Annotated in this window: 22 protein-coding genes and 2 pseudogenes; 9 read left to right on the forward strand and 15 right to left on the reverse strand. The window is 52.6% G+C overall.

Annotated elements, in window-relative coordinates; translation table 11 throughout:
• Positions 1-68: 68 nt before the first annotated feature.
• From NFS31_RS05945 to nadA, 4 genes are all read right to left on the reverse strand, one after another.
• The gene (locus NFS31_RS05945; RefSeq protein WP_251492577.1) at positions 69-611 is read right to left on the reverse strand and encodes a transcription repressor NadR; all 543 of its coding nucleotides are present in this window, start codon (positions 609-611) and stop codon (positions 69-71) included.
• A gap of 121 nt (positions 612-732) precedes the next feature.
• Positions 733-1,587, reverse strand: a complete 855-nt coding sequence (gene nadC / locus NFS31_RS05950) for a carboxylating nicotinate-nucleotide diphosphorylase (RefSeq protein WP_251492579.1) — start codon at positions 1,585-1,587, stop codon at positions 733-735.
• The gene (locus tag NFS31_RS05955) at positions 1,556-2,773 is read right to left on the reverse strand and encodes an L-aspartate oxidase (RefSeq protein ID WP_251492581.1); all 1,218 of its coding nucleotides are present in this window, start codon (positions 2,771-2,773) and stop codon (positions 1,556-1,558) included. Before NFS31_RS05955 ends, nadC begins: the two co-directional genes overlap by 32 nt.
• Positions 2,774-2,935: 162 nt before the next feature.
• On the reverse strand, positions 2,936-3,844 hold the full coding sequence (gene nadA / locus NFS31_RS05960; RefSeq protein WP_251492583.1) for a quinolinate synthase NadA: 909 nt from the start codon (positions 3,842-3,844) through the stop codon (positions 2,936-2,938).
• Between the two features lie 465 nt (positions 3,845-4,309).
• On the opposite strand from nadA, the gene NFS31_RS05965 reads away from it, so the two are divergent.
• The 6 genes and pseudogenes from NFS31_RS05965 to NFS31_RS28225 all read left to right on the forward strand — a co-directional run.
• The gene (locus NFS31_RS05965) at positions 4,310-4,561 is read left to right on the forward strand and encodes a hypothetical protein (protein WP_251492585.1); all 252 of its coding nucleotides are present in this window, start codon (positions 4,310-4,312) and stop codon (positions 4,559-4,561) included.
• Between the two features lie 27 nt (positions 4,562-4,588).
• The gene (locus tag NFS31_RS05970; RefSeq protein WP_251492587.1) at positions 4,589-4,837 is read left to right on the forward strand and encodes a type II toxin-antitoxin system RelE family toxin; all 249 of its coding nucleotides are present in this window, start codon (positions 4,589-4,591) and stop codon (positions 4,835-4,837) included.
• A 194-nt stretch (positions 4,838-5,031) separates the two neighbouring features.
• On the forward strand, positions 5,032-5,241 hold the full coding sequence (locus NFS31_RS05975; protein ID WP_251492589.1) for a hypothetical protein: 210 nt from the start codon (positions 5,032-5,034) through the stop codon (positions 5,239-5,241).
• Between the two features lie 305 nt (positions 5,242-5,546).
• Positions 5,547-6,401 carry a PD-(D/E)XK nuclease family transposase gene (locus NFS31_RS05980; RefSeq protein WP_251492590.1) on the forward strand — a complete coding sequence of 285 codons (855 nt, stop codon included), beginning with the start codon at positions 5,547-5,549 and terminating at the stop codon, positions 6,399-6,401.
• Between the two features lie 109 nt (positions 6,402-6,510).
• A pseudogene (locus tag NFS31_RS05985) lies at positions 6,511-6,687 on the forward strand (phage replisome organizer N-terminal domain-containing protein); the annotation flags it as partial.
• A pseudogene (locus tag NFS31_RS28225) lies at positions 6,673-6,783 on the forward strand (ATP-binding protein); the annotation flags it as partial. The pseudogenes NFS31_RS05985 and NFS31_RS28225, both read left to right, overlap by 15 nt.
• A gap of 52 nt (positions 6,784-6,835) precedes the next feature.
• Here the strand turns inward: NFS31_RS28225 and NFS31_RS05995 are convergent.
• The 10 genes from NFS31_RS05995 to NFS31_RS06040 form a co-directional block, all read right to left on the reverse strand.
• Positions 6,836-7,381, reverse strand: a complete 546-nt coding sequence (locus NFS31_RS05995) for a prolyl-tRNA synthetase associated domain-containing protein (RefSeq protein WP_251492592.1) — start codon at positions 7,379-7,381, stop codon at positions 6,836-6,838.
• On the reverse strand, positions 7,305-9,083 hold the full coding sequence (locus NFS31_RS06000; protein WP_251492594.1) for an AAA family ATPase: 1,779 nt from the start codon (positions 9,081-9,083) through the stop codon (positions 7,305-7,307). Before NFS31_RS06000 ends, NFS31_RS05995 begins: the two co-directional genes overlap by 77 nt.
• A 60-nt stretch (positions 9,084-9,143) precedes the next feature.
• Positions 9,144-9,548: a hypothetical protein gene (locus NFS31_RS06005; protein WP_251492596.1), complete on the reverse strand. Its 405-nt coding sequence runs from the start codon at positions 9,546-9,548 to the stop codon at positions 9,144-9,146.
• Positions 9,549-9,605: 57 nt separating this feature from the next.
• Positions 9,606-10,100 carry a metallophosphoesterase family protein gene (locus tag NFS31_RS06010; RefSeq protein ID WP_251492598.1) on the reverse strand — a complete coding sequence of 165 codons (495 nt, stop codon included), beginning with the start codon at positions 10,098-10,100 and terminating at the stop codon, positions 9,606-9,608.
• Positions 10,097-10,702, reverse strand: coding sequence for an RdgB/HAM1 family non-canonical purine NTP pyrophosphatase (gene rdgB / locus NFS31_RS06015; RefSeq protein ID WP_251492600.1), 606 nt, complete (start codon positions 10,700-10,702; stop codon positions 10,097-10,099). The genes NFS31_RS06010 and rdgB overlap by 4 nt, the downstream gene beginning before the upstream one ends.
• The gene (locus NFS31_RS06020; RefSeq protein WP_251492602.1) at positions 10,692-12,419 is read right to left on the reverse strand and encodes a lectin like domain-containing protein; all 1,728 of its coding nucleotides are present in this window, start codon (positions 12,417-12,419) and stop codon (positions 10,692-10,694) included. The genes rdgB and NFS31_RS06020 overlap by 11 nt, the downstream gene beginning before the upstream one ends.
• Positions 12,409-13,575: a THUMP domain-containing class I SAM-dependent RNA methyltransferase gene (locus tag NFS31_RS06025; RefSeq protein ID WP_251492674.1), complete on the reverse strand. Its 1,167-nt coding sequence runs from the start codon at positions 13,573-13,575 to the stop codon at positions 12,409-12,411. Before NFS31_RS06025 ends, NFS31_RS06020 begins: the two co-directional genes overlap by 11 nt.
• Before the next feature lie 135 nt (positions 13,576-13,710).
• The gene (locus NFS31_RS06030) at positions 13,711-14,016 is read right to left on the reverse strand and encodes a rhodanese-like domain-containing protein (protein ID WP_251492604.1); all 306 of its coding nucleotides are present in this window, start codon (positions 14,014-14,016) and stop codon (positions 13,711-13,713) included.
• A 214-nt stretch (positions 14,017-14,230) separates the two neighbouring features.
• Positions 14,231-14,479 (reverse strand): hypothetical protein, encoded by a 249-nt coding sequence (locus NFS31_RS06035; RefSeq protein ID WP_251492606.1) that lies wholly within the window; start codon positions 14,477-14,479, stop codon positions 14,231-14,233.
• A gap of 134 nt (positions 14,480-14,613) precedes the next feature.
• A complete protein-coding gene (locus tag NFS31_RS06040) occupies positions 14,614-15,354 on the reverse strand; it encodes a C40 family peptidase (RefSeq protein WP_251492608.1) in 741 nt (246 codons plus the stop codon).
• A 213-nt stretch (positions 15,355-15,567) separates the two neighbouring features.
• On the opposite strand from NFS31_RS06040, the gene NFS31_RS06045 reads away from it, so the two are divergent.
• The 3 genes from NFS31_RS06045 (at position 15,568) to NFS31_RS06055 (ending at position 18,617) form a co-directional block, all read left to right on the forward strand.
• On the forward strand, positions 15,568-15,852 hold the full coding sequence (locus NFS31_RS06045; RefSeq protein WP_251492610.1) for a hypothetical protein: 285 nt from the start codon (positions 15,568-15,570) through the stop codon (positions 15,850-15,852).
• 534 nt (positions 15,853-16,386) lie between these two features.
• Positions 16,387-17,064 carry a response regulator transcription factor gene (locus NFS31_RS06050; RefSeq protein ID WP_251492612.1) on the forward strand — a complete coding sequence of 226 codons (678 nt, stop codon included), beginning with the start codon at positions 16,387-16,389 and terminating at the stop codon, positions 17,062-17,064.
• Positions 17,061-18,617 carry a sensor histidine kinase gene (locus NFS31_RS06055; protein ID WP_251492614.1) on the forward strand — a complete coding sequence of 519 codons (1,557 nt, stop codon included), beginning with the start codon at positions 17,061-17,063 and terminating at the stop codon, positions 18,615-18,617. Before NFS31_RS06050 ends, NFS31_RS06055 begins: the two co-directional genes overlap by 4 nt.
• Before the next feature lie 249 nt (positions 18,618-18,866).
• Here NFS31_RS06055 and aspS read toward each other — a convergent pair whose 3' ends face one another.
• Positions 18,867-20,663 carry an aspartate--tRNA ligase gene (gene aspS / locus NFS31_RS06060; protein ID WP_251492616.1) on the reverse strand — a complete coding sequence of 599 codons (1,797 nt, stop codon included), beginning with the start codon at positions 20,661-20,663 and terminating at the stop codon, positions 18,867-18,869.
• Positions 20,664-20,691 lie beyond the last annotated feature (28 nt).

A 20,691-nucleotide genomic window follows, 5' to 3' on the forward strand; every position in this document is an offset into this window, starting at 1 on the left:
ACCCCTTTGATACCGGATTGCGGAGCGTTGTTTGTCGTGAGAGGGCCGCTGATAACGCAGCCCGCGCTTCACCCCTCCTGTTCATACGGCATGAATTCGGTCAGGAAATGCCTCTCCCGAAGCATCTCCTCGATCTCGTCCAATATCTCCTCCTCCTCAGCGCTGACTCTGTGGAAATGATAGCCGGAGGTAATATTCATCAGCGGGATAGATTTTCCGCTCTTTAGCTGCTCCAGAAAGACCTGCACATCCCGGCGGTTTTTGATATTCAGCGGAGCCGACATCTTCCCGTAAACGCGGTGGTTGACAGCCACATCCAGCACGCAGCCTCCCAGATCCACGATGGATTTCAGCTCTTCCCCGGTCTGTTCATTTGTGTGAAATACCTTAAACAGGCGTACCGCATGCTTCGGCTCGTCTAAAATATAACCCCTGGCAGTAGCCACGATGGGATGGCCTTCGGTCCTGAGCAGCGCGATATCCTGCACCACCACCTGACGGCTCACGCCGGTCTCCCTGCCAAGCGCGCCGCCTGACAGGGGCTTTGCAGACTGCCTCATCATTGCCAGAATCCTCTTCCTGCGATCCGCTCCGGTCATCGCTGTTTCCATCTGCCATCCCCCTTTCTCTGAAAATGTGCTCCCGAAATCTCCCTGCGCCTGATTTTGTGGGATTCCGGGAGTACATGAAGCCAGATCTTTAAAACTATGCGCGGCCCTTTCCGGCGGCTTTTTATGAAAATGCCCGCAGATGCTTCAGGCTGATATCCAGAATCGGCGCGGAGTGGGTCAGCGCGCCGCTGGATACATAGTCAACGCCCAGGCTGATAATGGTTTTGATGTTTTCTTTTGTTATATTGCCTGAGCACTCGGTCCGGGCGCGGCCGCCGATGATGCGGATCGCCTCCGCCATCTCCTCCGGCGTCATATTGTCCAGCATGATAATATCCGCCCCGGCCTCCACGGCCTCCCGCACCATGTCAAGATTCTCTGTTTCCACCTCGATCCTCCGGACAAACGGCGCATACGCCCTGGCGGCCTCCACGGCCTCTTTTACGCCTCCGGCGGCGTCGATGTGATTGTCCTTGAGCAGGACGCCGTCTGACAGGTTGTAGCGGTGGTTCGAGCCGCCGCCCACCTTCACCGCGTATTTTTCAAATATCCTCATGCAGGGCGTGGTTTTCCTTGTGTCCAGGAGCGTGGTTTTCGTCCCCTCCAGAAGCTTTGCCACTGTGTTTGTATAGGTCGCGATTCCGCTTAAGCGCTGCAGATAATTGAGCGCCGTGCGCTCTCCGGAAAGAAGGACCCTGATATCTCCTGTCACGGCGGCAAGATGCTGGCCTTTTTTCACCGCGTCGCCGTCTTTTACGTCATACGCAATCTTTGTGTCCGGATCCAGCATGGTAAACACACGGCCGAATACGGGAAGCCCGGCGATGATGCCGTCCTCCTTACAGATAAGCTGCACCTCTCCCTTCCTGTACTCCGGCATAACGGCGTTTGTGGACACATCCTCGCTGTTGATGTCTTCCTCCAGCGCAAGACGGATATATTTATCAGCCGCAAGCAGCATGGTAATCGGGTTCATATGATACCTCCTCTTTCCGGGCGGCCGCGATCGAGACGGCCGCCCTCTCTGCAAATACAAGGCTTTCCAGCAGGCTGTTGCTGGCCAGCCGGTTTTTCCCGTGCACCCCGTTGCAGCTCGTCTCCCCGACCGCATACAGATGCTCCATGGTAGTCCTGGACTCGCTGTCCACATAGATTCCGCCCATAAAATAGTGCTGGGCCGGGACGACCGGGATCGGCTCCCTTGTAATATCATAGCCTTCTTCAAGGCATCTCTTATATATGTTGGGAAAATGGCTCCGGATCGTCTCCTGCGGCACTGACGCAAACGACAGCCAGACATAACGGCTGTTCTCCTCCTTCATCTGCCGCTCGATCCCCTGCGTCACCACATCTCTCGGGAGAAGCTCGTCAACAAAGCGCTCCCTCTTCTGGTTCAGCAGAACCGCACCCTCGCCCCTGGCCGACTCGGAAATCAGAAAGCTTCTTCCCGGCTTCTCCGTATACAGGCTGGTGGGGTGGATCTGGATATAATCCAGGTGCTCCAGGCGGATCCCATGCCCCTTTGCCACACGCAGCGCGTCGCCCGTCAGGCTCGGAAAATTGGTTGATCGCTCAAACAGCCCCCCTATGCCTCCGGTCGCCATCACCGTATCCTGCGCGTGGATCCGTAAGAGCCCGCCGTCTCTTGTCCGCGCCGTCATCCCCGTACAGATCCCATTTTCCTCCAGAATATCCGTCATCGTCGTGTATTCCAGGATCGCCGCGTTGGGAAGGCGCTTTACATGGCGCTGCAACGTCTGCGTGATCGCTTTTCCCGTAATGTCCTCGTGAAAACAGATCCGGGGCCTGGAGTGCGCGCCCTCTTTTGTATATTGTAAACTGCCGTCGGGGGTTTTGTCAAACTCAACGCCAAAGCTTAAAAGCCGGTCAATCACCCCGCGGCTTGCGCGGATCATGATATCCACGCTCTCCCGACGGTTTTCATAATGCCCCGCGCGCATCGTATCCTCAAAATATGAATCGTAATCCGCCTCATCCCGCATCACACAGATCCCGCCCTGCGCCAGCATGGAATCGCACTCTTCCATGCCCTCCTTGCAGATGAGCAGAACCCGCATTTCCCTTGGCAGATGTAAGGCCGTGTAAAGGCCCGCCACCCCGCACCCGGCAATGGCCACATCCACATAAATATCCCTTGTCATCTTATCTCCTTCGCCGCATCGGCTTATGCGCCTTCCTGCGTCCTCCTGTCCGGAAAGTCCCTGCGCCTTTCGCGCTCTGGCCCGGCCTGCCTGGCCAGACGGCCGTTCCGCCTGACTCTTACCGCCCCGCTCTTAAGGACTGCTCTCCTGGACTGCTCTCTTTTACCGGCCCGCCAGCTCCAGCATCCTGGAAAGGCCCGCCCCGGCCCGGTCCGCGTACTGCCCGTCCACACTCGCCTCATGATCCCCTGTCTTTAATACGCGGATGATCTGATCCAGCGTGATTTTCTTCATATCATGACAGACCGGGGGCGTGGCCGGAACAAAAAAGCGCTTGCCCGGATTCTGCTTCTTCAGTTCGTGCAGGACGCCGATCTCGGTTCCGATGATAAATTCCTCCGCGCCGCTCTCCTTTGCATACGCGAGGATCCCGCTCGTTGAGCCGATGTAATCCGCCATGGCAAGCACGCCCTCATTGCATTCCGGATGGGCAAGCACCTCTGCTTTGGGGCGCTCTTTCTTAAGAGCCTCTATCTCCTGCGCCTTCATCCCCTCATGGATCGGGCAGAAGCCATTTACCAGCATCACATTCTTTTCCGGAACCTGCCCCGCCACAAAACGCCCCAGGTTTTTATCCGGAATAAAGAGAATATTCCGGTTCGGCAGATTTTTCACAATCTTCACCGCATTGGCGGATGTCACGCACACATCCGACCAGGATTTGATCTCCGCGGTGGAGTTGACATAGCAGACAACCGCCAGATCCGGGTACTGCTTTCTGGCGCGCTCCACCTCCTGTCTGGTTACCATATGGGCCATCGGACAGTCCGCGTCCGGCGCCGGCATCAGTATGCGTTTTCCCGGACTCAAAAGCTTACCGCTCTCTCCCATAAATGACACGCCGCAGAAAACAATCGTCTGATTGGGGAGATCCTTTGCAATCCTGCTCAGTTTAAAGGAATCCCCTATGTAATCCGCCGCCTCCTGGATCTCCGGCGCCACATAAAAATGCGCCAGAATAGCCGCGTCTTTCTCTGCCTTTAATCTCTGTATTTCCTCCTGTTTTGTCATGCTGCCCTCTATTCTGCCGGGTGTGGGGAATGCGCCTGCGGCGCTTCCTTTTCCGGCGTTTTTTCTGGCAACAGTATAGCATATATCTTTTCATGTGACAAGACAGATGTTAAAAAATTAACAGAATCCGATTTAGCTAAGCGAAGTGAACGGCTGCGGGGGGAGTTTGTCGCGGGAGGGCGCCGGCGTCAGATTCTAAACCCATTACTATCTGAACCGTAGATTTGTGCATTTTGCATACTTCCGTAAGTAGAAAGAATGTGATACAATAAGCTATAAAATGTACTCTCGGAATCTCGCTGTGCCTGATTTTGTGAGATGATTTTTTGTCAGATGTGCACAAATTTATGAGGCGTACGTGGAGCGTACGTTGATTAAATTTGGGTGCATCTGGCGGAAAATCAGCCGCAAAAGCAGGCGCAGAGAGATTCCGAGAGTACATTAAAAAGAAACGGAGATTGAGGAATGGCAGAACAGCAGACGCAGGAAAAAAAGTGGACAATACCCAGGGGGCCGGCGGCAACGGCGGCAAAAAACCGATACCGTGATAAAAATTATGACAGGGCGGAACTGGCGGTTCCAAAAGGATTTAAGGCGCGTATGAAAGAGATAGCAAAAGAGCAGGGCTATTCTTCTTATAACAGTTATGTAGTGGAAGCCATAAAGGAAAAATATAAAAGGGATACTGGGGAAGAACTGACATGGAAAGAGGAATAATCAAGTGAAAGAACAAAAGCGGGGTACATGGAAATCAGGTATGATAAAGCGGCGGTCAAGTATCTGCAGGGGCTTCCGCAGAAATTAAGGGATTCCATAAGGGACGCAATCAAAGGGCTGACACAGAAGCCGCCCAAAGGCGATATAAGGCCAATGCAGGGCTATAAAGACGGCAGACACCGTTTGAGGGTTGGGAAATATCGCGTGATTTATCGGTATACGCAGGACGGAGAAATAGAAATACTGAATGTACTCTCGGAATCTCGCTGCGCCTGATTTTGTGAGATGATTTTTTGTCAGATGTGCACAAATTTATGAGGCGTACGTGGAGCGTACGTTGATTAAATTTGGGTGCATCTGGCGGAAAATCAGCCGCAAAAGCAGGCGCAGAGAGATTCCGAGAGTACATCTGATTGTTATGGAGATCGGGAGCCGCGGAGATATTTATAAATAGAATGGAGGTTGAGAGCATGACACAGGTAATTCAGGAATCGGTCAAAATGCTGGAAATGCTTCCAGAGAGCGAACAGGAACTTGCAAGCCAGCTTATCAAGCGTCTGGTGCTTGCCTGGGACCCGGATTTTACAAAGCTGACGCCGGAAGAGCGGAAGCGGCTGGAAGCGGCAGAGCAGAGAATAGACAGAGGGGAATATGTGAAAGATAGTGATATTGAATGGTAAAGAAAAGGCGGTTGCGGGCTGAAAAAGGCAGGCAGCCGCCTTTTCTTTTGGTGTGTCCGTTTCGGTCACATACTGTTACTAACTATACAGTACCAGAGGGGGAGGTTAAAAGCCGGAATCATGCGATTGTGAGTAAGGGATAACAAAGTTTAATTGCATGAAAAAGGGAATTTATGGGTAGCGAGAAAATCAAGCGTATGCTGAAAAATGAGATACAGCAGATGTAAAAAAGCGATAACGGAAACAGGCCGGGATTCAGAAATGCGCTGGCTCCCGGCTTGTAAAATCAGGAGGTTTATGGTAGTATGGAGATACGAAAACAGAAGGGAAAGCAGGTGGGAAGATTGACAGTGACGCAGCAGATAGACCAGAAACATCAGGAAGATTTACAGAGGCTGAAAGGCTTTCGCCTGATTGATGATGATTTCCTCACAAAGTGTTTTGAGGGAGATACGGCAAGCATAGAACTGGTATTGCAGATTGTGCTGGAAAAACCGGATTTAAAGGCGCTGGATGTCCGCACCCAGGTATTTGTGGAGAACCTGCTGAACCGTTCGGTAAAGCTGGATATCCTGGCTACGGACAGCACAGGGGCAAAACTGAATGTGGAGGTACAGCGCTCCGACAAAGGAGCCGGGAGAAAAAGAGCAAGGTACAACAGCGGCATGATGGACGCAAACCTTTTGAAAAAAGGCGAGGACTTCGATAAGCTGCCGGAAACGTGGGTAATCTTTATCACAGAAAATGACGTAATGGGAAAAGGGCTGCCGCTCTATCCGATTGAGAGGTGCTTTTTAGGAACCGGGGAAAGATTTGAGGACGGTTCGCACATACTGTATGTAAATGGCGCTTACCGTGGAGATACGCCAATCGGAAAACTCATGCATGATTTTTCATGTACTAATGCGGCAGATATGTATTATACGACACTGGCAGACAGAGTTCGTTTTTTCAAGGAAAGTAAGGAGGGCATTTTAATCATGTGCAAAGTCATGGAGGATATGAGAAAAGAATCTTTACAAGAGGGCATAAAAGAAGGGGCAATAAATACTGCTAAAAGAATGTTGACAGATGGAATATTGACACTTGAAAAAATTGCGGAATACGCAGGACTTCCACTTGACGAAGTGAAAAAACTGAAAGCAGAACGGACAGCATAGTAAAACCGTAGGCCGGGAATCTAAAAACAAGTTCCCGGCCTTATTTTTTTCCCTGAAATGTATATTTTCTGTGAATTTGATTAAAAAGTCCTTTACAAAACGTCACTGGAGATACCGGAATGTATTTCTATCTTCTGCAGAACTGGCGGAACTCCCCTCTTTTTGGGAACAGTACATTGAACGGCTGTCCGAGTATATGGAATCCAGCGGAAAAGGCTATAAAAACCATGCCGCCACAATCCGGCGCTGTGTGAACGCCGACAAAAAGAAGGAAGAACGGAAAGCCATGGAGGAACGGAGGGAACGCATGGAGCGTATCAAACGCCGGAAGGCGCAGGGGCTTCAAGACAGATATCTTTATGATTACACCTTCCTGTCAAATGTACTCTCGAAATCCCGCCGCGCCTGATTCTGTGAGCTTCCGAAAGTACATGTCAGTCCCCGCCCGTTAAGCGGACGGTTCTGTATCCGTGCCCCGTAGCGGGAAGAAACTTCTGCGTCACATCCTGTGTCCTCATCTTCAGGCTGGATGTACACACGCAGGGGTGGCATCCCAGATATTCGCCTTTCAGCACATCCTCGTCGATAAGAAGCTGCACCCCGCATCCTTTATCGTTCATCAGCCCCATGATGCTCACCGCTCCCGGCTCGATATCAAGATACTTTAACATATCCTCCGGATCGGCAAACGACAGCCTTGCCGAATTTATCTGTCCCGACAGCTCTTTTGTCTTAAATTTTTTATCCCCCGGCATCATCAGGAGATAGTAATTCGTCTTCTGCCTGTTGCACAGGAAAAGATTCTTGCAGATCAGCACTCCCAGAACCGCGTCGATCGCATTGCATGCCTGCATATTATTGGCCGGTTCGTGATCCGTCCTGCTATATTCTATACCCAGGCTGTCAAGGAAATCGTAGGTTCGGATCTCCCTTGGGAGCCTCCCGTTCGTATCCTTTGGCCTTCCGCTGTAAAGCTCCATCCTGTTCTCCCCCATTTTTTCCAATCAGCACTCTGCGCCCCTCAAACGCAAACCCATACTTTTTAATCCGTTCCGGCCCTGTCCCCCTGCTCCGGAGCGCAGTCTCGTACTGTTTCTCCTCAATCTGTTTCAGGGCTGACTTAACTCCATCCTCCAGCGTCTCCCCGCGCTCTGTATGGATCACCTTAAATTCGATGATATAGCCGTCCAGCCCGCCCCTCTTTGGTTCCAGCATAATATCATACCTGCCAAACCCGCTCTCCCTGTTCGATGTTATCACATATCTGTCCTGCAGATCAACCATAAGTCCCAGTACAAAACCGTGATAAAACCGCTCCGGCTGCGCTTTGCCGGAAGGTTTTTTCCCTGTGTCAAAGCTGCTGAATAATTCACAGGACACCTCATTCATATATTCGTTCATCCCTTCCAGATCATCGGAAAGCAGCGCTTTCAGAAATGCTTTCTGCGTCTGGCGGCATCCTCCGAACCATCCCCTGATCATCTGCAGAAACATAAACCGTACCTCCAGATTGGTCAGCTTCAGATCATATTCCATTTCCAGGCGCTCCATATTCAGCTCTGCATGCACAGCCTTTAAATACCCGCTTGCCAGCAGCAGGCTCCACACAGCCTCATCCCCCTGATCCAGTTGGCTGAACACAATCTGCTCGTCAAGAGCCGTGTGCAGTGTTTCTCCCTGCAGCAGCTTCTCCATCACCATTTTGAGCTCCGGGCTGCCCTCGCGGATCAATGTTCCTGCCAGGCTGTTTGAACTGGTATTGGCCCAGTACGCCCCCGCCTTTTTCTTGTCCAGGTAATTCAAAACAGACCATGGATTATAAATGCCATCCCTGCTGCCGAAAACAAAACCGTCATACCACTGCTTCACTTCCTCCTCCCGACCGGCCAGGGAAAATTCCTCCAGCGCCCCGGACACTTCCTCCTGTGTGAAACCAAAACGGTCTTTATATTTTTCGGATGTGGCAGTCACCACCTCCAGATTATTCAGATCCGAAAACATAGACTCTCTGCTGATTCTGGTGGTTCCAGTCATAATAGCCCGCTCCATATAAGGATTCGTCTTAAACGCGGCGTTGAACAGGCTTCTGGTAAAAGCCGCCAGCTCTTCCCAGTATCCACAGACATAAGCTTCCTGCATGGGCGTATCATATTCATCAAGCAGAATAATCACTTTTTTTCCGTAATACCGCATCAGAAAGCCCGACATGGCCTTCAAAGCCTCTGTGGCGGTATAATCCTCCATATCGACTGAAACTTTCCGGTAATATTCCTTTTCCTTTTCATTCAGGCACTCGCTGTCTAACAGGAAATCATAGCGGTTGTACAGCTCCGTGATAATATGGCACAGTTTTTTGCGGGTATTTTCATAGGTTGTCTCCTTCACGCTTGCAAAGCTGAGCATAATCACAGGATATGTGCCCTGGAGCCCGCGGTATCTCTCCTCTCTCCATATGGAGAGCCCCTCAAACACCGAGCCCCAGCCCGCATACTCTATCGAAAAAAAGCGTTCCAGCATATTCATATTTAACGTTTTCCCAAAACGCCGGGGGCGGGCAATCAATGTCACATCATCTTTATTTTCCCACCATTCTCTGATAAAATCGGTCTTATCTATATAAAAACAATGCTCTGTTATCAGCTTTTCAAAGCTCTGGATTCCGATTCCGACGGTTCTTGCCACGATAACTCCTCCCGATGCCTGGTATAAAATTTTTCTGTTCCCTTTTCCCGTCTCCTGATTCTATAAAGAACCGCCGCGCTTCACTGATTTTATAAAAAGATAACCATAAAGCATAACACCCATGGCTGTTGTCAGGGAAATCCATCCTGCCCTTGCGTAGAATGCTTCCTGACAGAATCTGCAGTACCGCGGAAGCAGAAAAAAAGCGGCCGCCATTTCCAACATACCTGCAATCACACTGGCAAGATGATACCTGTTATTGCACTCAATAAAAAAATACTGCATAAAGCCATATAAAGCGGCATAGAAAACACTGATAAGGCTGTAAACCGCCATCCCCGCCGCCGGCCCGCCAAAAGAACGCAGATAATTCTGTAATACCGCATGAAGACAGAGCGGCAGGATGATGCATGTGACTGCCGGAAATGCGCACAGGATCCCATCATTCCGTATTGTTTTTTTCACATTCCCCTCTTATTTCATAACAGTGCAGGCAACTGAAACGGCTGCCTTATTTCCCCCTTACAGATAATTCACCGTATAATGCGCCTCCCCCTCCCGGTCAATCTCCATCAGCATATAGCTGGGCCTTCTCCCGTCCTGGCGCGGGAAGGAGAGGCTGCCCGGGTTCAGCACCGTGATACCTTTGCGCATGTCCAGGCAGGGCTTATGGGTATGTCCGAACATGGCGATCTGCGCTCCCCGGTCCCTCGCCTCGTCCACCAGGCGCTCGTATCCCACGGAAACGCTGTAGAAGTGCCCATGGCACAGAAACGCTTTATAGTTTCCAATCGAAATCTCCTTCTCCCTCTCAAGGCTGGAAAAGAAATCGTTGTTCCCCAGGATCATATGCACCTCGCAGTCCGCGTTCTGCTCCCTGCACCACGCCGCGATGCGATCCTCGCTGCCTTCCGCATCCCCCAGATGGATCAGCATGTCAAACGGCGCGGTTCTCTCTATCACCTCCTGGAGATTTCCGTCCCGGCGGTGCGTATCGCTCACAATCAGTATCTTCATCTTCTCTCCTCCAACACGTTTTTCAGCAGTTCCTCCATCCGTTTCAGCGCCTTTCCCCTGTGGCTTATCCGGTTTTTCTCCTCCATGGGAAGCTCGGCCGAGGTCTTCCCGTATTCCGGCAGGTACAGGATCGGGTCATAGCCAAAGCCGCCGCTCCCGGCCGGCGTCTCTGCGATCAGGCCCTCCATGGCCGCTTCCGCATGGATCACGCGCCCGTCAGGGAAGACGGCCGCGATATCGCACACGAAACGGGCGCTGCGCTCCTCTCCCCTGGCGTCTTTCAGCCGCTCGATTAAAATCCTGTTTTTTTCCGGGTACGGGGTTCCCTCCAGATAGCGGGCCGAGTATACGCCCGGCTCGCCGTTTAAGTAATCAATCACAAGGCCCGAATCATCCGCGAGCACAATGCCCCCTGTCGCGGCCCAGACCGCCCGGGCCTTGATCTCCGCGTTTTCCCGGAACGTGTTCCCGTCCTCCGCGATCCCGCCCTCAAAGCCGGCCTCTTTCATGGTTATGATCTCACAGTCCAGACCGGACATAATCGCCCGGATCTCGCGCAGCTTATCCTCATTTGCCGTGGCAAATATGATTTTATCTCTCATGCTTTTCTTCCCTTTCCCGATCTCTTGTATAGGCTTTCAGACACACGTTGCACTTCTGGCTCTCCTCCACCCGCTCCCACGAAGTCCCGCGGAAGCTGATATAGCCTTCCCCGTCGCTTATGTCAGCCTTAAGCTTCTTATCCGGCGAATTGTATTCGATGGCCACCGGATGCACGGAGCCGGGCGTGGCAATATTGACAATCACCGCAAACTTTTCTCCGTCCGCCAGCGCGACGGGGCTGTCGAAATCAATGGTATAAAAGCCGGCGCTTTCAAGCTTTCCCGAGGCCATGAGCCTTCGCCGCCCGAGCTGGGCGCTTCCCTCAAACCCGGTCACGACATAGACCTCATAGGAGGTGTCCGGCCCTGTGGCATAAAATCCCGCTGCCGCGAGCTCCTCGCCCCTGCCCGCTGTGTATACATTTGCAAAATACGCATTCTCCCGGCCGTAGCCGAGCTGCCCCACCCATCCGCACAGATCCGACTGGTAGATGTGATGGAAGCGGTCCGTTTCATCCACGCGGGAGTACAGGACGTTGTGGATGCCGATATTGACATCGTAATACGACACGTAGAAATATCCCTCGTCCCCGAACTCGCCGCCCCAGCTATTGGCGCAGATAAACGCGCCGTCCGCCTCGGGCGCGACGCTGAAATTCTCCCGCGCATAGCCGTCGTCCCAGCCGATGATCACCACATCGTGGTTGGGCCTTGCATTTCCGTTGTAATAATACGCGCCCTGCGATTTGTTGTAGTAGCGCGAATCCCTCTTCCCGGTCACCATGGACGTATAGAGGGAGCTCTGTACGCCCCCGTAGAGGTACACGGCCCGCTTGATGGCCTCATAGTCTTTGGACGGCAGCACCTGAATCTCCTGTACGTGGCAGACCGGCTTAAGCCCCGGCGGCGAATAGCCGTCCCCGTAGACGTCCTGCTCCTCCAGGACCGGCCCCTGCCAGGCCAGGAGATAGGCCATGGACATCGTATACTCCCCGCCCGCGTTCTGATCCATGTGGAAGCTGTTCCTGAGGGACATGTGATCCTCGGAAAAGCTTACATTCTGCTCCGGGAGCAGCCGGCTTTCCAGGGCCATCAGGGAGGCAAAGGCCCAGCACGTCCCCAGGCTCCCCTGATTTTTCACCTGCGGCGCGCGGCCCGCCTCCCGGTAGTCATACCGGTCCGGCAGATAACCGGTCTCCCGGCCGGTATAGGTAAGCTCCATCGTATTCGCGGCGGCATTCCAGTCCCTCTTATATGAAAATGCCTGCTCTACCGCGCTGAGCGGCAGATAATAAAGGCCGTCCTCCTTTACAAGCTCCGTCTCCAGGGAAACCGTTTTTCCGTTTACCGAAAGCTCCCGGCTTCCCTCGTCTATCTCCGCCCGGGTGACGCCGCGCTCCATGACCAGGCGCTTTCCCCCGTATACATGCGCCGAGCAGGAAAAGCCCTTTGCCAGGAGCGGAAGCGGAATCAGGAAATGGCCTTCTGCCGACATCCTGACCGGAAACCGTTTTTCCGTGATCTCCTGCCCGTCCACACGCAGATGAATCCGTCTCCGGTTGATCTCGCCGGAAATAATGGAGAACCAGTCCGGCTGCCAGAATGCCGCCGTGCTCCCCTTTTCCACACTCTCATACGTAAACCTCTTCTGGCTTTTTAACAGCGTGCATACCGTTAAAACCGCCAGAAGCGCCAGATATACATGTCTACGCCTCAACGCTCTCTCCCGCTTTTCTTTTTGGCGGCCTTGGCCCCATAAACTGATAATAATATGTCTTCATCATGCCGTTGTAGATCTTGCGGTTCTTATCCGCCTTCCTGCCGATGCAGCGCTCCGCATCCTCAAAGGCGGTGATCAGGTACATGGACCAGGAATCGAGCGCCTTATAGCGCTCCCCAAGCGCCCTGTAAAGCTGCGGCAGGTTCTTCTTTTCCTCAATCCGCTCCCCGTACGGCGGATTCGAGATCAGGAAGCCGTACTTCTTCGGATGGCTGAGCTCCTGCACCGGACGCTGCTGGAAATGGATCAGGCGATCCACGCCGGCGCGCTTCGCGTTCTCCCTGGCCGCCTTAAGCGCCGCGGGGTCGATGTCATAGCCCTGGATATCCGTCTCCGCCTTATCGTCCACGCGCTCCGACGCCTCGTCCATGGCTTCGTACCAGCATTTGCGCGGAATCAGATGGTTCCAGTCCTCAGCCAGGAAGGAACGGTTCATCCCCGGCGCGATACCGGCTGCCATCAGCGCCGCTTCAATGGGAAATGTCCCGCTTCCGCAAAACGGATCCACCAGAATCCGCTCTCTCTGCCATGGGGTGAGCAGGATCAGCGCCGCCGCCAGCGTCTCCGTGATCGGGGCCTTCACTGATGCCTGGCGGTAGCCGCGCTTATGCAGGGAATCCCCGCTCGTATCAAGCGCCACCGTCGCCTGATCCTTATGGAAAAAGACGCGCAGCGGGTATTCGCTTCCCGTCTCCGGCATCCTCTCCATCCCGTATTTTGACTGCATGCGCCCCGCAATCGCCTTTTTCATGATCCGCTGGATATCCGACGGGCTGAACAGCTTACTGTTGATGGAGGACGCCTTTTTCACCCAGCATTTCGCATCCTTTGGAAGATAATCCTCCCAGGCAAGCGCCCTCGTCTTTTCAAACAGCTCGTCAAACGTCACGGCCTTAAAGCTTCCCACCTTCAAAAGCACGCGTTCCGCCGTGCGCAGGAAAACATTCGCGCGGCTGACCGCTCCTGCCTCCCCCTCAAAGGACACGCGTCCGTTTTCCACCTCTGTGATCCTGTATCCCAAATCTGTAATCTCTCTCTTCAGTACCGCCTCCAGGCCGAAATGGCAGGGGGCGGTCAGTTCAAACCGATCCAATATACCGTCCTCTCTTTTTTCATGCACAGTAACCGTCCAGGCAGCCTGAACGGTTACTTCCTCTTTCTCTCTAACAGTATTATTCTAATTTACCTTGTTATTCCTGTCAATCTTCTCTTTTCCTGAAAATCTATTTTAGAGCGTCAGATATTTCCCGCAATAATAACTCAGTCCATTCGCCACATTATACACCTGATATCCCTGCCGCGCGTAATAATTACAGGCAAGGAGGCTTTCGCTTCCCCTTGTGCAGTAAAACAAAAGCGGCTCCTGTGCGGTCAGGACCGAAGGGTTCTGCATCAGCTCATGAAACGGATAGTTCTCTGCTCCGTAAATATGCCCGCAGCAAAAGGCCCCTGCATCCCTCAGATCGATAATCCTCCCTGTATAGCCCCGCTCCAGCCATTCATCCAACTGCTGGATCGGTATGGTTTCATACATCCCCCGGCGCCTCCTGTCCTCGTTTTCTTTATTATATTCAGGCTGTGCACAGCATGTTCCTTTTCCGGGTTTGAAGCGCGCAAAAGTACGTCCGCGGGCGCTGCGCTTTCCCTTCATCTTGTTATGTATGCCTGTAGTTTTCCTGCGCGCAGCATACGAAAAGGCATTTTCCGGGTTTTGCGGAAAATGCCCTTTCATATTCAGATATGGCTGATTAGTAATTATTTCTGTAGCCGCAATTCTGAGAATCGTTCTGGGAACTGTTTCTGGAACTGTTGTTCTGAGAACTGTTCTGGCTGCTGTTTCTGGAGCTGTTGTTCTGAGAACTGTTCTGGCTGTTATTCTGAGAGCTGTTCTGCCCGCCGTTTCTGTGGCAGTCCTTTGAGCTGTTCTGGTAGCCGTTCTGGCTGCTGTTTCTGGAGCTGTTGTTGTCCATATCATTGTAGCTGTTTCTGCTAGACATAAAAATTACCTCCTGAATATTTTTTACTACACCGTTAGTATGGCGGTTTCGTCTCTAAATATACAGGAGGCAGCATGAAATTTTTGGTTATTTAAAACAGCCTGTCCCGCCGCTGTGCGAAGGAATTTTTCGGCTTATCCCAATACGTCTACAATCTTAACCGGCGCGCGGTAATTCCACGGGGAAGTCTTGATCCCGGTGCGCTCGGTTGATGCGTGAACAACCTGTCCATCGCCTATGTACATCGCCACATGATTGATGCCGCGGCCATTTCCATAAAAAATCAAATCGCCCGGCCTCATCTCCTCTGCGCTGATGCTTCTGCCCTGCGCCGCCTGGGAGCCTGAGGAACGGCTGAGCGATACGCCCGCTCCATTCTGCATGACATATCTCGTAAAGCCGGAGCAGTCAACACCGGTATGCGGGTCGTTCCCGCCGTAACGGTAACGGCCTCCCACAAACTGAAGCGCGTAATCAACCAAATCCTGCCGCCGCGCGTCGCCTGAAACCTCCCGGCGGACAGCCGTCCCGCCCATATCCGTATCAGACTCGCCTTCCGTCCCGTCCACTTCCATTAATTGTACGCCGCCGTCCGCTCTGACATAGCCCTCCATGCCCTGTGAGGCTACCTTAATCCAGTTATCATCACACACCTCCAGGACATCGTAGATAACGCCTGACTGCGCCATAGAAACAACGGATGATGTCTCATCCTCTTCTGCGTAAATCGAAACGCCGCTTCTGTCCACGGTTGCCACCATCTCACACTCCATCCCGTTCACCGGGCCGGCAAAAGCCGCCTGATGGCCGGCCATTGTAAAAGCGGTACACATAACGAACAATCCTAACTGTTTCCTGGTTTTATTAAAATTCATTCAAAATCCCCTTACTTATATTTGCTTTATTCAGTTTAAAATTTGTTGGAAAACAAAGGGATAGTGGGTATCTGTTAAACTTTGTTTTCTAATTGTTACATAATTGTTAAATCATGTTACGTTGTTATTATATTTTCTTTTCTCTTTTTTGTCAAGTTTATTCCGGATGTTTTATGCAGATTTTATTTTTGATGTTATGGAGCAAACCTTTTTTTGGGATATCGCGAAGAGGAACTGGAGAAGATTAAAGAGATGGAGACGCCGGTTATGAGTCAGGCGATTGATGCTTATTATACGATTACTGCTTCATCGGAGTTCCGTGAAAAAGAGAGACTTCGTACAAAAGCAAGGCATGATGAGGCGCAGGCATTATATAATGCGGATCGGAACGCTAAACTGGGAATTGCCCGGAATATGATATCAGGTGGCGAACCTGTCGAAAAAATTATCCGATATACTGGCCTCACGAAAGAGAATATAGAGAATTTGAAAGTTTGATTGAATGTGTGCTGTGAGCAGAGCGGATACCTCAGACAATGGGGTATCCGCTTTTTACGTGATAACAGTTAAATTTTTGTTGAGCTAATATATGATAATACTATTCAACAATTCAAGCAGAGGATATTTATGCCTGTGCCAGATAAAGGTATTACAAGACTTACGGAGAGATGAAACGGATTCCCGGCCCGCTGATAACGTAGCCGTCGCCAGCTCCTGTATCCATAAGGAACCCGTAGAAAACCGCCGGTACTTAGCGAGGTCTTTTCGAGCTTAGTACCGCTGCGCTTTTCTCCGAGCGGAAGCGGGGTTCCGTTGGATACAGGGGCTGGCGACGGCGGCCTCCCCACGATAAACAACATCCCGCAATCGTCCGCTTAACTAACTGCCATTGATCCGTGATAGTAACAACCGCGCCCCCCAAACTTGTGAAATGTCTGTGAACCTATGGAATCCCCCCCAATAATCTGCTAAAATAAAACTACCCAAAACACATAACAACTATCCAAACAGTAATCATTGAGGTATTATCTTATGGAAGGTTTAAAAATTTTAGTAGTAGACGACGAAGCCAGAATGCGCAAGCTGGTGCGCGATTTCCTCTCCATCAAGGGCTTTTCCGTGGTGGAGGCCGCCGACGGCGAGGAGGCGCTTGATCGTTTTTTTGAACAAAAGGATATCGCGCTGGTCCTCCTGGATGTGATGATGCCAAAGCTAGACGGCTGGGAGGTCTTAAAAACGATCCGCAAGTATTCCCAGATCCCGGTCCTTATGCTGACAGCCCGCGGGGAGGAGAGCGACGAGCTGCAGGGGTTTAGGCTGGGAGTGGACGAGTATATCTCCAAGCCCTTCAGCCCCAAGATCCTGGTGGCGCGGGTGGAGGCTATACTGCGCCGGAGCAGCGCGGTTTCGCAGGATATCCTGCGCGCGGGGGGCATCGAGATCGACAAGACGGCTCATCAGGTCATGGTGGACGGCGCGCCCGTGGATCTGAGCTACAAGGAGTTCGAGCTCATGACATATTTTGCGGAGAACCAGGGAATCGCATTATCCAGGGAGAAGATTCTCAATAATGTCTGGAACTACGATTATTTTGGCGATGCCAGAACCATTGACACCCATGTCAAAAAGCTGCGCAGCAAGCTCGGCGCAAAGGGAGAGTATATCAAGACGATCTGGGGTATGGGATATAAGTTTGAGGTGACGGAATGAAGTCCTCGATCCGCTCCCGGTTTACCGTCATTTTTGTCAGCCTCATGGCGCTGTCCGTCGGCGCGGTCTGGTGTATTAACAACTGGTTCCTGGAGTCGTATTACCAGAATTATAAGATCCGGATCCTGGAGAATGGTTATCACGCGATCGACGCGATTTTAAGGGAACAGCAGGCAGAGGGGGAAAAGGCCCTAAGTGAGGCGGAGGGGGAGCTGAATGGTGACGCCCCGCTTTCCGGAGAGCAGGAGGCGAAGCGCTTATCTGACACGATCCTCCAGATGCGCGAGCGGTCCAATATCACGCTGCTCATCTATGACAGCATGCAGGATACGGCCATGGTTTCTTCCTCGCGCGATATTGACATGCTGCGCGAGCGCGTGCGCCAGTATATCGTGGGCTATGACGCCTACCTGCGGGAAATCCTGCGCGAGCATGACAATTATATGATTCAGAAAACCTTTGATCCGCGCAGCAAGACCTTTTATCTCGAGAGCTGGGGCTTTTTTTCCGACAACCGGACGATTTTTATTATGAGAACCCCGTTAGAGAGCATCCGGGAGAGCGCTTCGATCTCCAACCGTTTTCTGATGTGGGTGGGGCTATTCGTCATTCTGAGCGGCAGCCTGATCCTCTATTTTATTACCAAACGCATCACAGCGCCGATCCACCGTCTGTCACAGCTCTCGGAAAAGATGTCGCAGCTTGATTTTGAGGCAAAATATGTGCCGTCCAGGCATTCGACGGAAGAGATTGATATACTGGGGAACAGCATGAATGTCCTCTCCGATCAGTTAAAGGAGACGATCGGGGAGCTGAAATCAGCCAATAACCAGCTTCAGCTTGACATCGAAAAGAAGACGCAGATCGACGAGATGAGAAAGGATTTTATTGCCAATGTCTCCCATGAGCTCAAAACGCCTATCGCCCTGATTCAGGGCTATGCGGAGGGCCTGGTCGAGGGCATGGGCGATGATAAGGAGAGCCGCGATTATTACTGCGGCGTCATTGTGGACGAGGCGGGCAAGATGAATCAGATGGTCAGGCAGCTCCTCACCCTCACGGCGCTGGAATTCGGCAATGAGCAGGCTTCCATGGAGCGCTTTGATTTGACAGAGCTGATAAACGGCATTCTTACATCGTCCGGCCTGCTCTTAAAGCAGAAGGGTATTGGCGTGGACTTTTCCTGCGCCGGGCCGCTTTATGTCTGGGGGGATGAGTTTAAGATCGAAGAAGTGGTGACGAATTATGTCACAAATGCCATCAACCATGCGGACGGCGAAAAACGCATCGAAATCCGGACGGACGCGCGGGAAAGGGATGGAAAACGCGAAGTCCTCGTATCGGTCTTTAATACGGGCCTTCCCATTCCGGAGGACGATCTTCCCAGAATCTGGACCAAGTTTTATAAGGTGGACAAGGCCCGGACAAGGGAGTACGGAGGGAGCGGGATCGGGCTTTCCATTGTCAAGGCGATCATGGAGTCCCATCACAAGGCGTATGGCGTGAGAAACCGGGAGAATGGAGTGGAATTCTGGTTTACGCTGGATTGTTAGGGGCTGTGCAGAAATAGTGACAGTTCAGGTAGGTCAGCGCACCTGCTGCGCTGACCGTACGAAAACGCGGCAGATGCCGTAACAGTTCAGGCTGTCTGAACTGTTATCAGAAATAACGTTGAATTCTTCTCTGAGTAAACAAAAAAGCTCCGGACAAAGAGGGAATGCGTCTGCATCTCTCCCTGCCCGGAGCAAAGCTCTGTTATGCGGTTCACAGCGCCGTCGTTCCTATACCCTTAACAGCTTCGTTTATTTGCCCTCTTCCTCTTCGGAAACCTCAATTCCCAGCTCCGCAAGCTGCTTTTCCTCAACCGGCGCGGGCGCTTCCATCATCAGGCAGGAGGCGTCCTTTACCTTGGGGAAGGCGATCACATCGCGGATGCTGTCCGCGCCCACCATGAGCATCACCATGCGGTCCAGGCCGTAAGCCAGGCCTGCATGGGGCGGAACGCCGTATTTAAAGGCTTCCAGCAAAAAGCCGAACTGTTCCATGGCCGCTTCTTTTGTAAAGCCAAGAACCTCAAACATCCTGGACTGGATGTCCGCCTGATGGATACGGACAGAACCGCCGCCCATCTCTGTGCCGTTCAGAACGATATCGTACGCTTTCGCGCGCACCGCTCCCGGATCGCTTTCTAACAGCGGCAGATCCTCCTCCATGGGCATGGTAAACGGGTGGTGCATGGCCACGTAGCGGCTGTCCTCCTCGGAATACTCCAGAAGCGGGAATTCCGTCACCCACAGGAAGCGGTAATCGTCCTTTTTCAAAAGGCCGAGCTGCCTCGCCAGCTCCAGGCGCAGGTTTCCGAGCACGTCGAACACCACCTTGTCCCTATCGGCCGCAAACAAAAGCAGATCGCCCGCTTGTCCGTCCATGGCGGACACAAGCGCGGAAAGCTCATCTTCGGTCATGAATTTTGCAAAGGATGATTTATAGCTTCCGTCCTCCTGCACGCAAAGGTACGCAAGCCCTTTGGCCCCAAAGCCCTTCGCGTACTCGACCAGGGCGTCGATCTTCTTTCTGGGCATGCCGCCCTGTCCCTTTGCATTGATGCCCCGGACAGAACCGCCGCTTTCCAGCGCGCCCTTAAATACAGCGAACTGACAGCCCTTTACGGTGTCTGACACGTTGTGCAGCTCCATGCCAAAGCGCAGATCCGGCTTGTCTGAGCCAAAGCGGTCCATGGCTTCGCGCCAGGTCATCCTCGGGATCGGAAGCTTCAGATCATAGCCGCAGATCTCCTGAAACAGCTTTTTTAACAGCCGCTCATTTACATCCAGCACGTCCTCCACATCCACAAAGGACAGCTCCATGTCGATCTGCGTGAATTCCGGCTGGCGGTCTGCGCGCAGATCCTCGTCCCTGTAGCAGCGGGCGATCTGGAAATACCGGTCATAGCCGGAGCACATCAGAAGCTGCTTTAAAAGCTGCGGCGACTGCGGAAGCGCATAGAAGCTTCCGGGATGGACGCGGCTGGGCACCAGATAGTCCCTGGCTCCCTCCGGCGTGCTCTTAATCAGGGTCGGCGTCTCAATCTCCAAAAATCCTTCATCTGCCAGGAAAGCGCGCGTCAGAATCGCCACACGGCTCCGCGTCATTAAGTTCCGCTGCAGATCCGGCCTTCGCAGATCCAGATAGCGGTATTTTAAGCGCAGCTCTTCCTTTGTCTTTGAGTTCTCCTCGATCGGGAAAGGCGGCGTCTCGGACTCGGAGAGGATGCGCAGGGAAGCGGCGCGCACCTCAATCGCTCCTGTCTTCAGGTTCTCATTTACCGCGCCGGAGCGGGCCTCCACGCGGCCGGTCACGGCCACGACAAATTCGCTCCTGAGCCGTTCTGCCTTTTTAAAGCTCTCTGCCCCGCAGTCAGCCTCCTCGAATATTACCTGCAGGATGCCGGAGCGATCCCTGACATCGACAAAAATAATTCCGCCCTTGTTCCTGCTCTTCTGCACCCAGCCCATCACGGCCGCCGTCTCGCCGATATTGGCCGCGGACAGCTCCGCGCAGCGATGGGAGCGCTTAAGGCCTGCCATTGATTCTGCCATTTCTATGTCCCTCCTGATTTCGATTCCT

Source organism: Otoolea muris (assembly GCF_943193115.1).
Lineage (GTDB): Bacteria > Bacillota > Clostridia > Lachnospirales > Lachnospiraceae > Otoolea > Otoolea muris.

Bases quoted from the DNA above. Each gene is read 5' to 3' on its own strand.
- NFS31_RS05945 (WP_251492577.1), bottom strand. From the start codon at position 611: ATGGAAACAGCGATGACCGGAGCGGATCGCAGGAAGAGGATTCTGGCA.
- nadC (WP_251492579.1), bottom strand. From the start codon at position 1,587: ATGAACCCGATTACCATGCTGCTTGCGGCTGATAAATATATCCGTCTT.
- NFS31_RS05955 (WP_251492581.1), bottom strand. From the start codon at position 2,773: ATGACAAGGGATATTTATGTGGATGTGGCCATTGCCGGGTGCGGGGTG.
- nadA (WP_251492583.1), bottom strand. From the start codon at position 3,844: ATGACAAAACAGGAGGAAATACAGAGATTAAAGGCAGAGAAAGACGCG.
- NFS31_RS05965 (WP_251492585.1), top strand. From the start codon at position 4,310: ATGGCAGAACAGCAGACGCAGGAAAAAAAGTGGACAATACCCAGGGGG.
- NFS31_RS05970 (WP_251492587.1), top strand. From the start codon at position 4,589: ATGGAAATCAGGTATGATAAAGCGGCGGTCAAGTATCTGCAGGGGCTT.
- NFS31_RS05975 (WP_251492589.1), top strand. From the start codon at position 5,032: ATGACACAGGTAATTCAGGAATCGGTCAAAATGCTGGAAATGCTTCCA.
- NFS31_RS05980 (WP_251492590.1), top strand. From the start codon at position 5,547: ATGGAGATACGAAAACAGAAGGGAAAGCAGGTGGGAAGATTGACAGTG.
- NFS31_RS05995 (WP_251492592.1), bottom strand. From the start codon at position 7,381: ATGGAGCTTTACAGCGGAAGGCCAAAGGATACGAACGGGAGGCTCCCA.
- NFS31_RS06010 (WP_251492598.1), bottom strand. From the start codon at position 10,100: ATGAAGATACTGATTGTGAGCGATACGCACCGCCGGGACGGAAATCTC.
- rdgB (WP_251492600.1), bottom strand. From the start codon at position 10,702: ATGAGAGATAAAATCATATTTGCCACGGCAAATGAGGATAAGCTGCGC.
- NFS31_RS06030 (WP_251492604.1), bottom strand. From the start codon at position 14,016: ATGTATGAAACCATACCGATCCAGCAGTTGGATGAATGGCTGGAGCGG.
- NFS31_RS06035 (WP_251492606.1), bottom strand. From the start codon at position 14,479: ATGTCTAGCAGAAACAGCTACAATGATATGGACAACAACAGCTCCAGA.
- NFS31_RS06040 (WP_251492608.1), bottom strand. From the start codon at position 15,354: ATGAATTTTAATAAAACCAGGAAACAGTTAGGATTGTTCGTTATGTGT.
- NFS31_RS06050 (WP_251492612.1), top strand. From the start codon at position 16,387: ATGGAAGGTTTAAAAATTTTAGTAGTAGACGACGAAGCCAGAATGCGC.
- NFS31_RS06055 (WP_251492614.1), top strand. From the start codon at position 17,061: ATGAAGTCCTCGATCCGCTCCCGGTTTACCGTCATTTTTGTCAGCCTC.
- aspS (WP_251492616.1), bottom strand. From the start codon at position 20,663: ATGGCAGAATCAATGGCAGGCCTTAAGCGCTCCCATCGCTGCGCGGAG.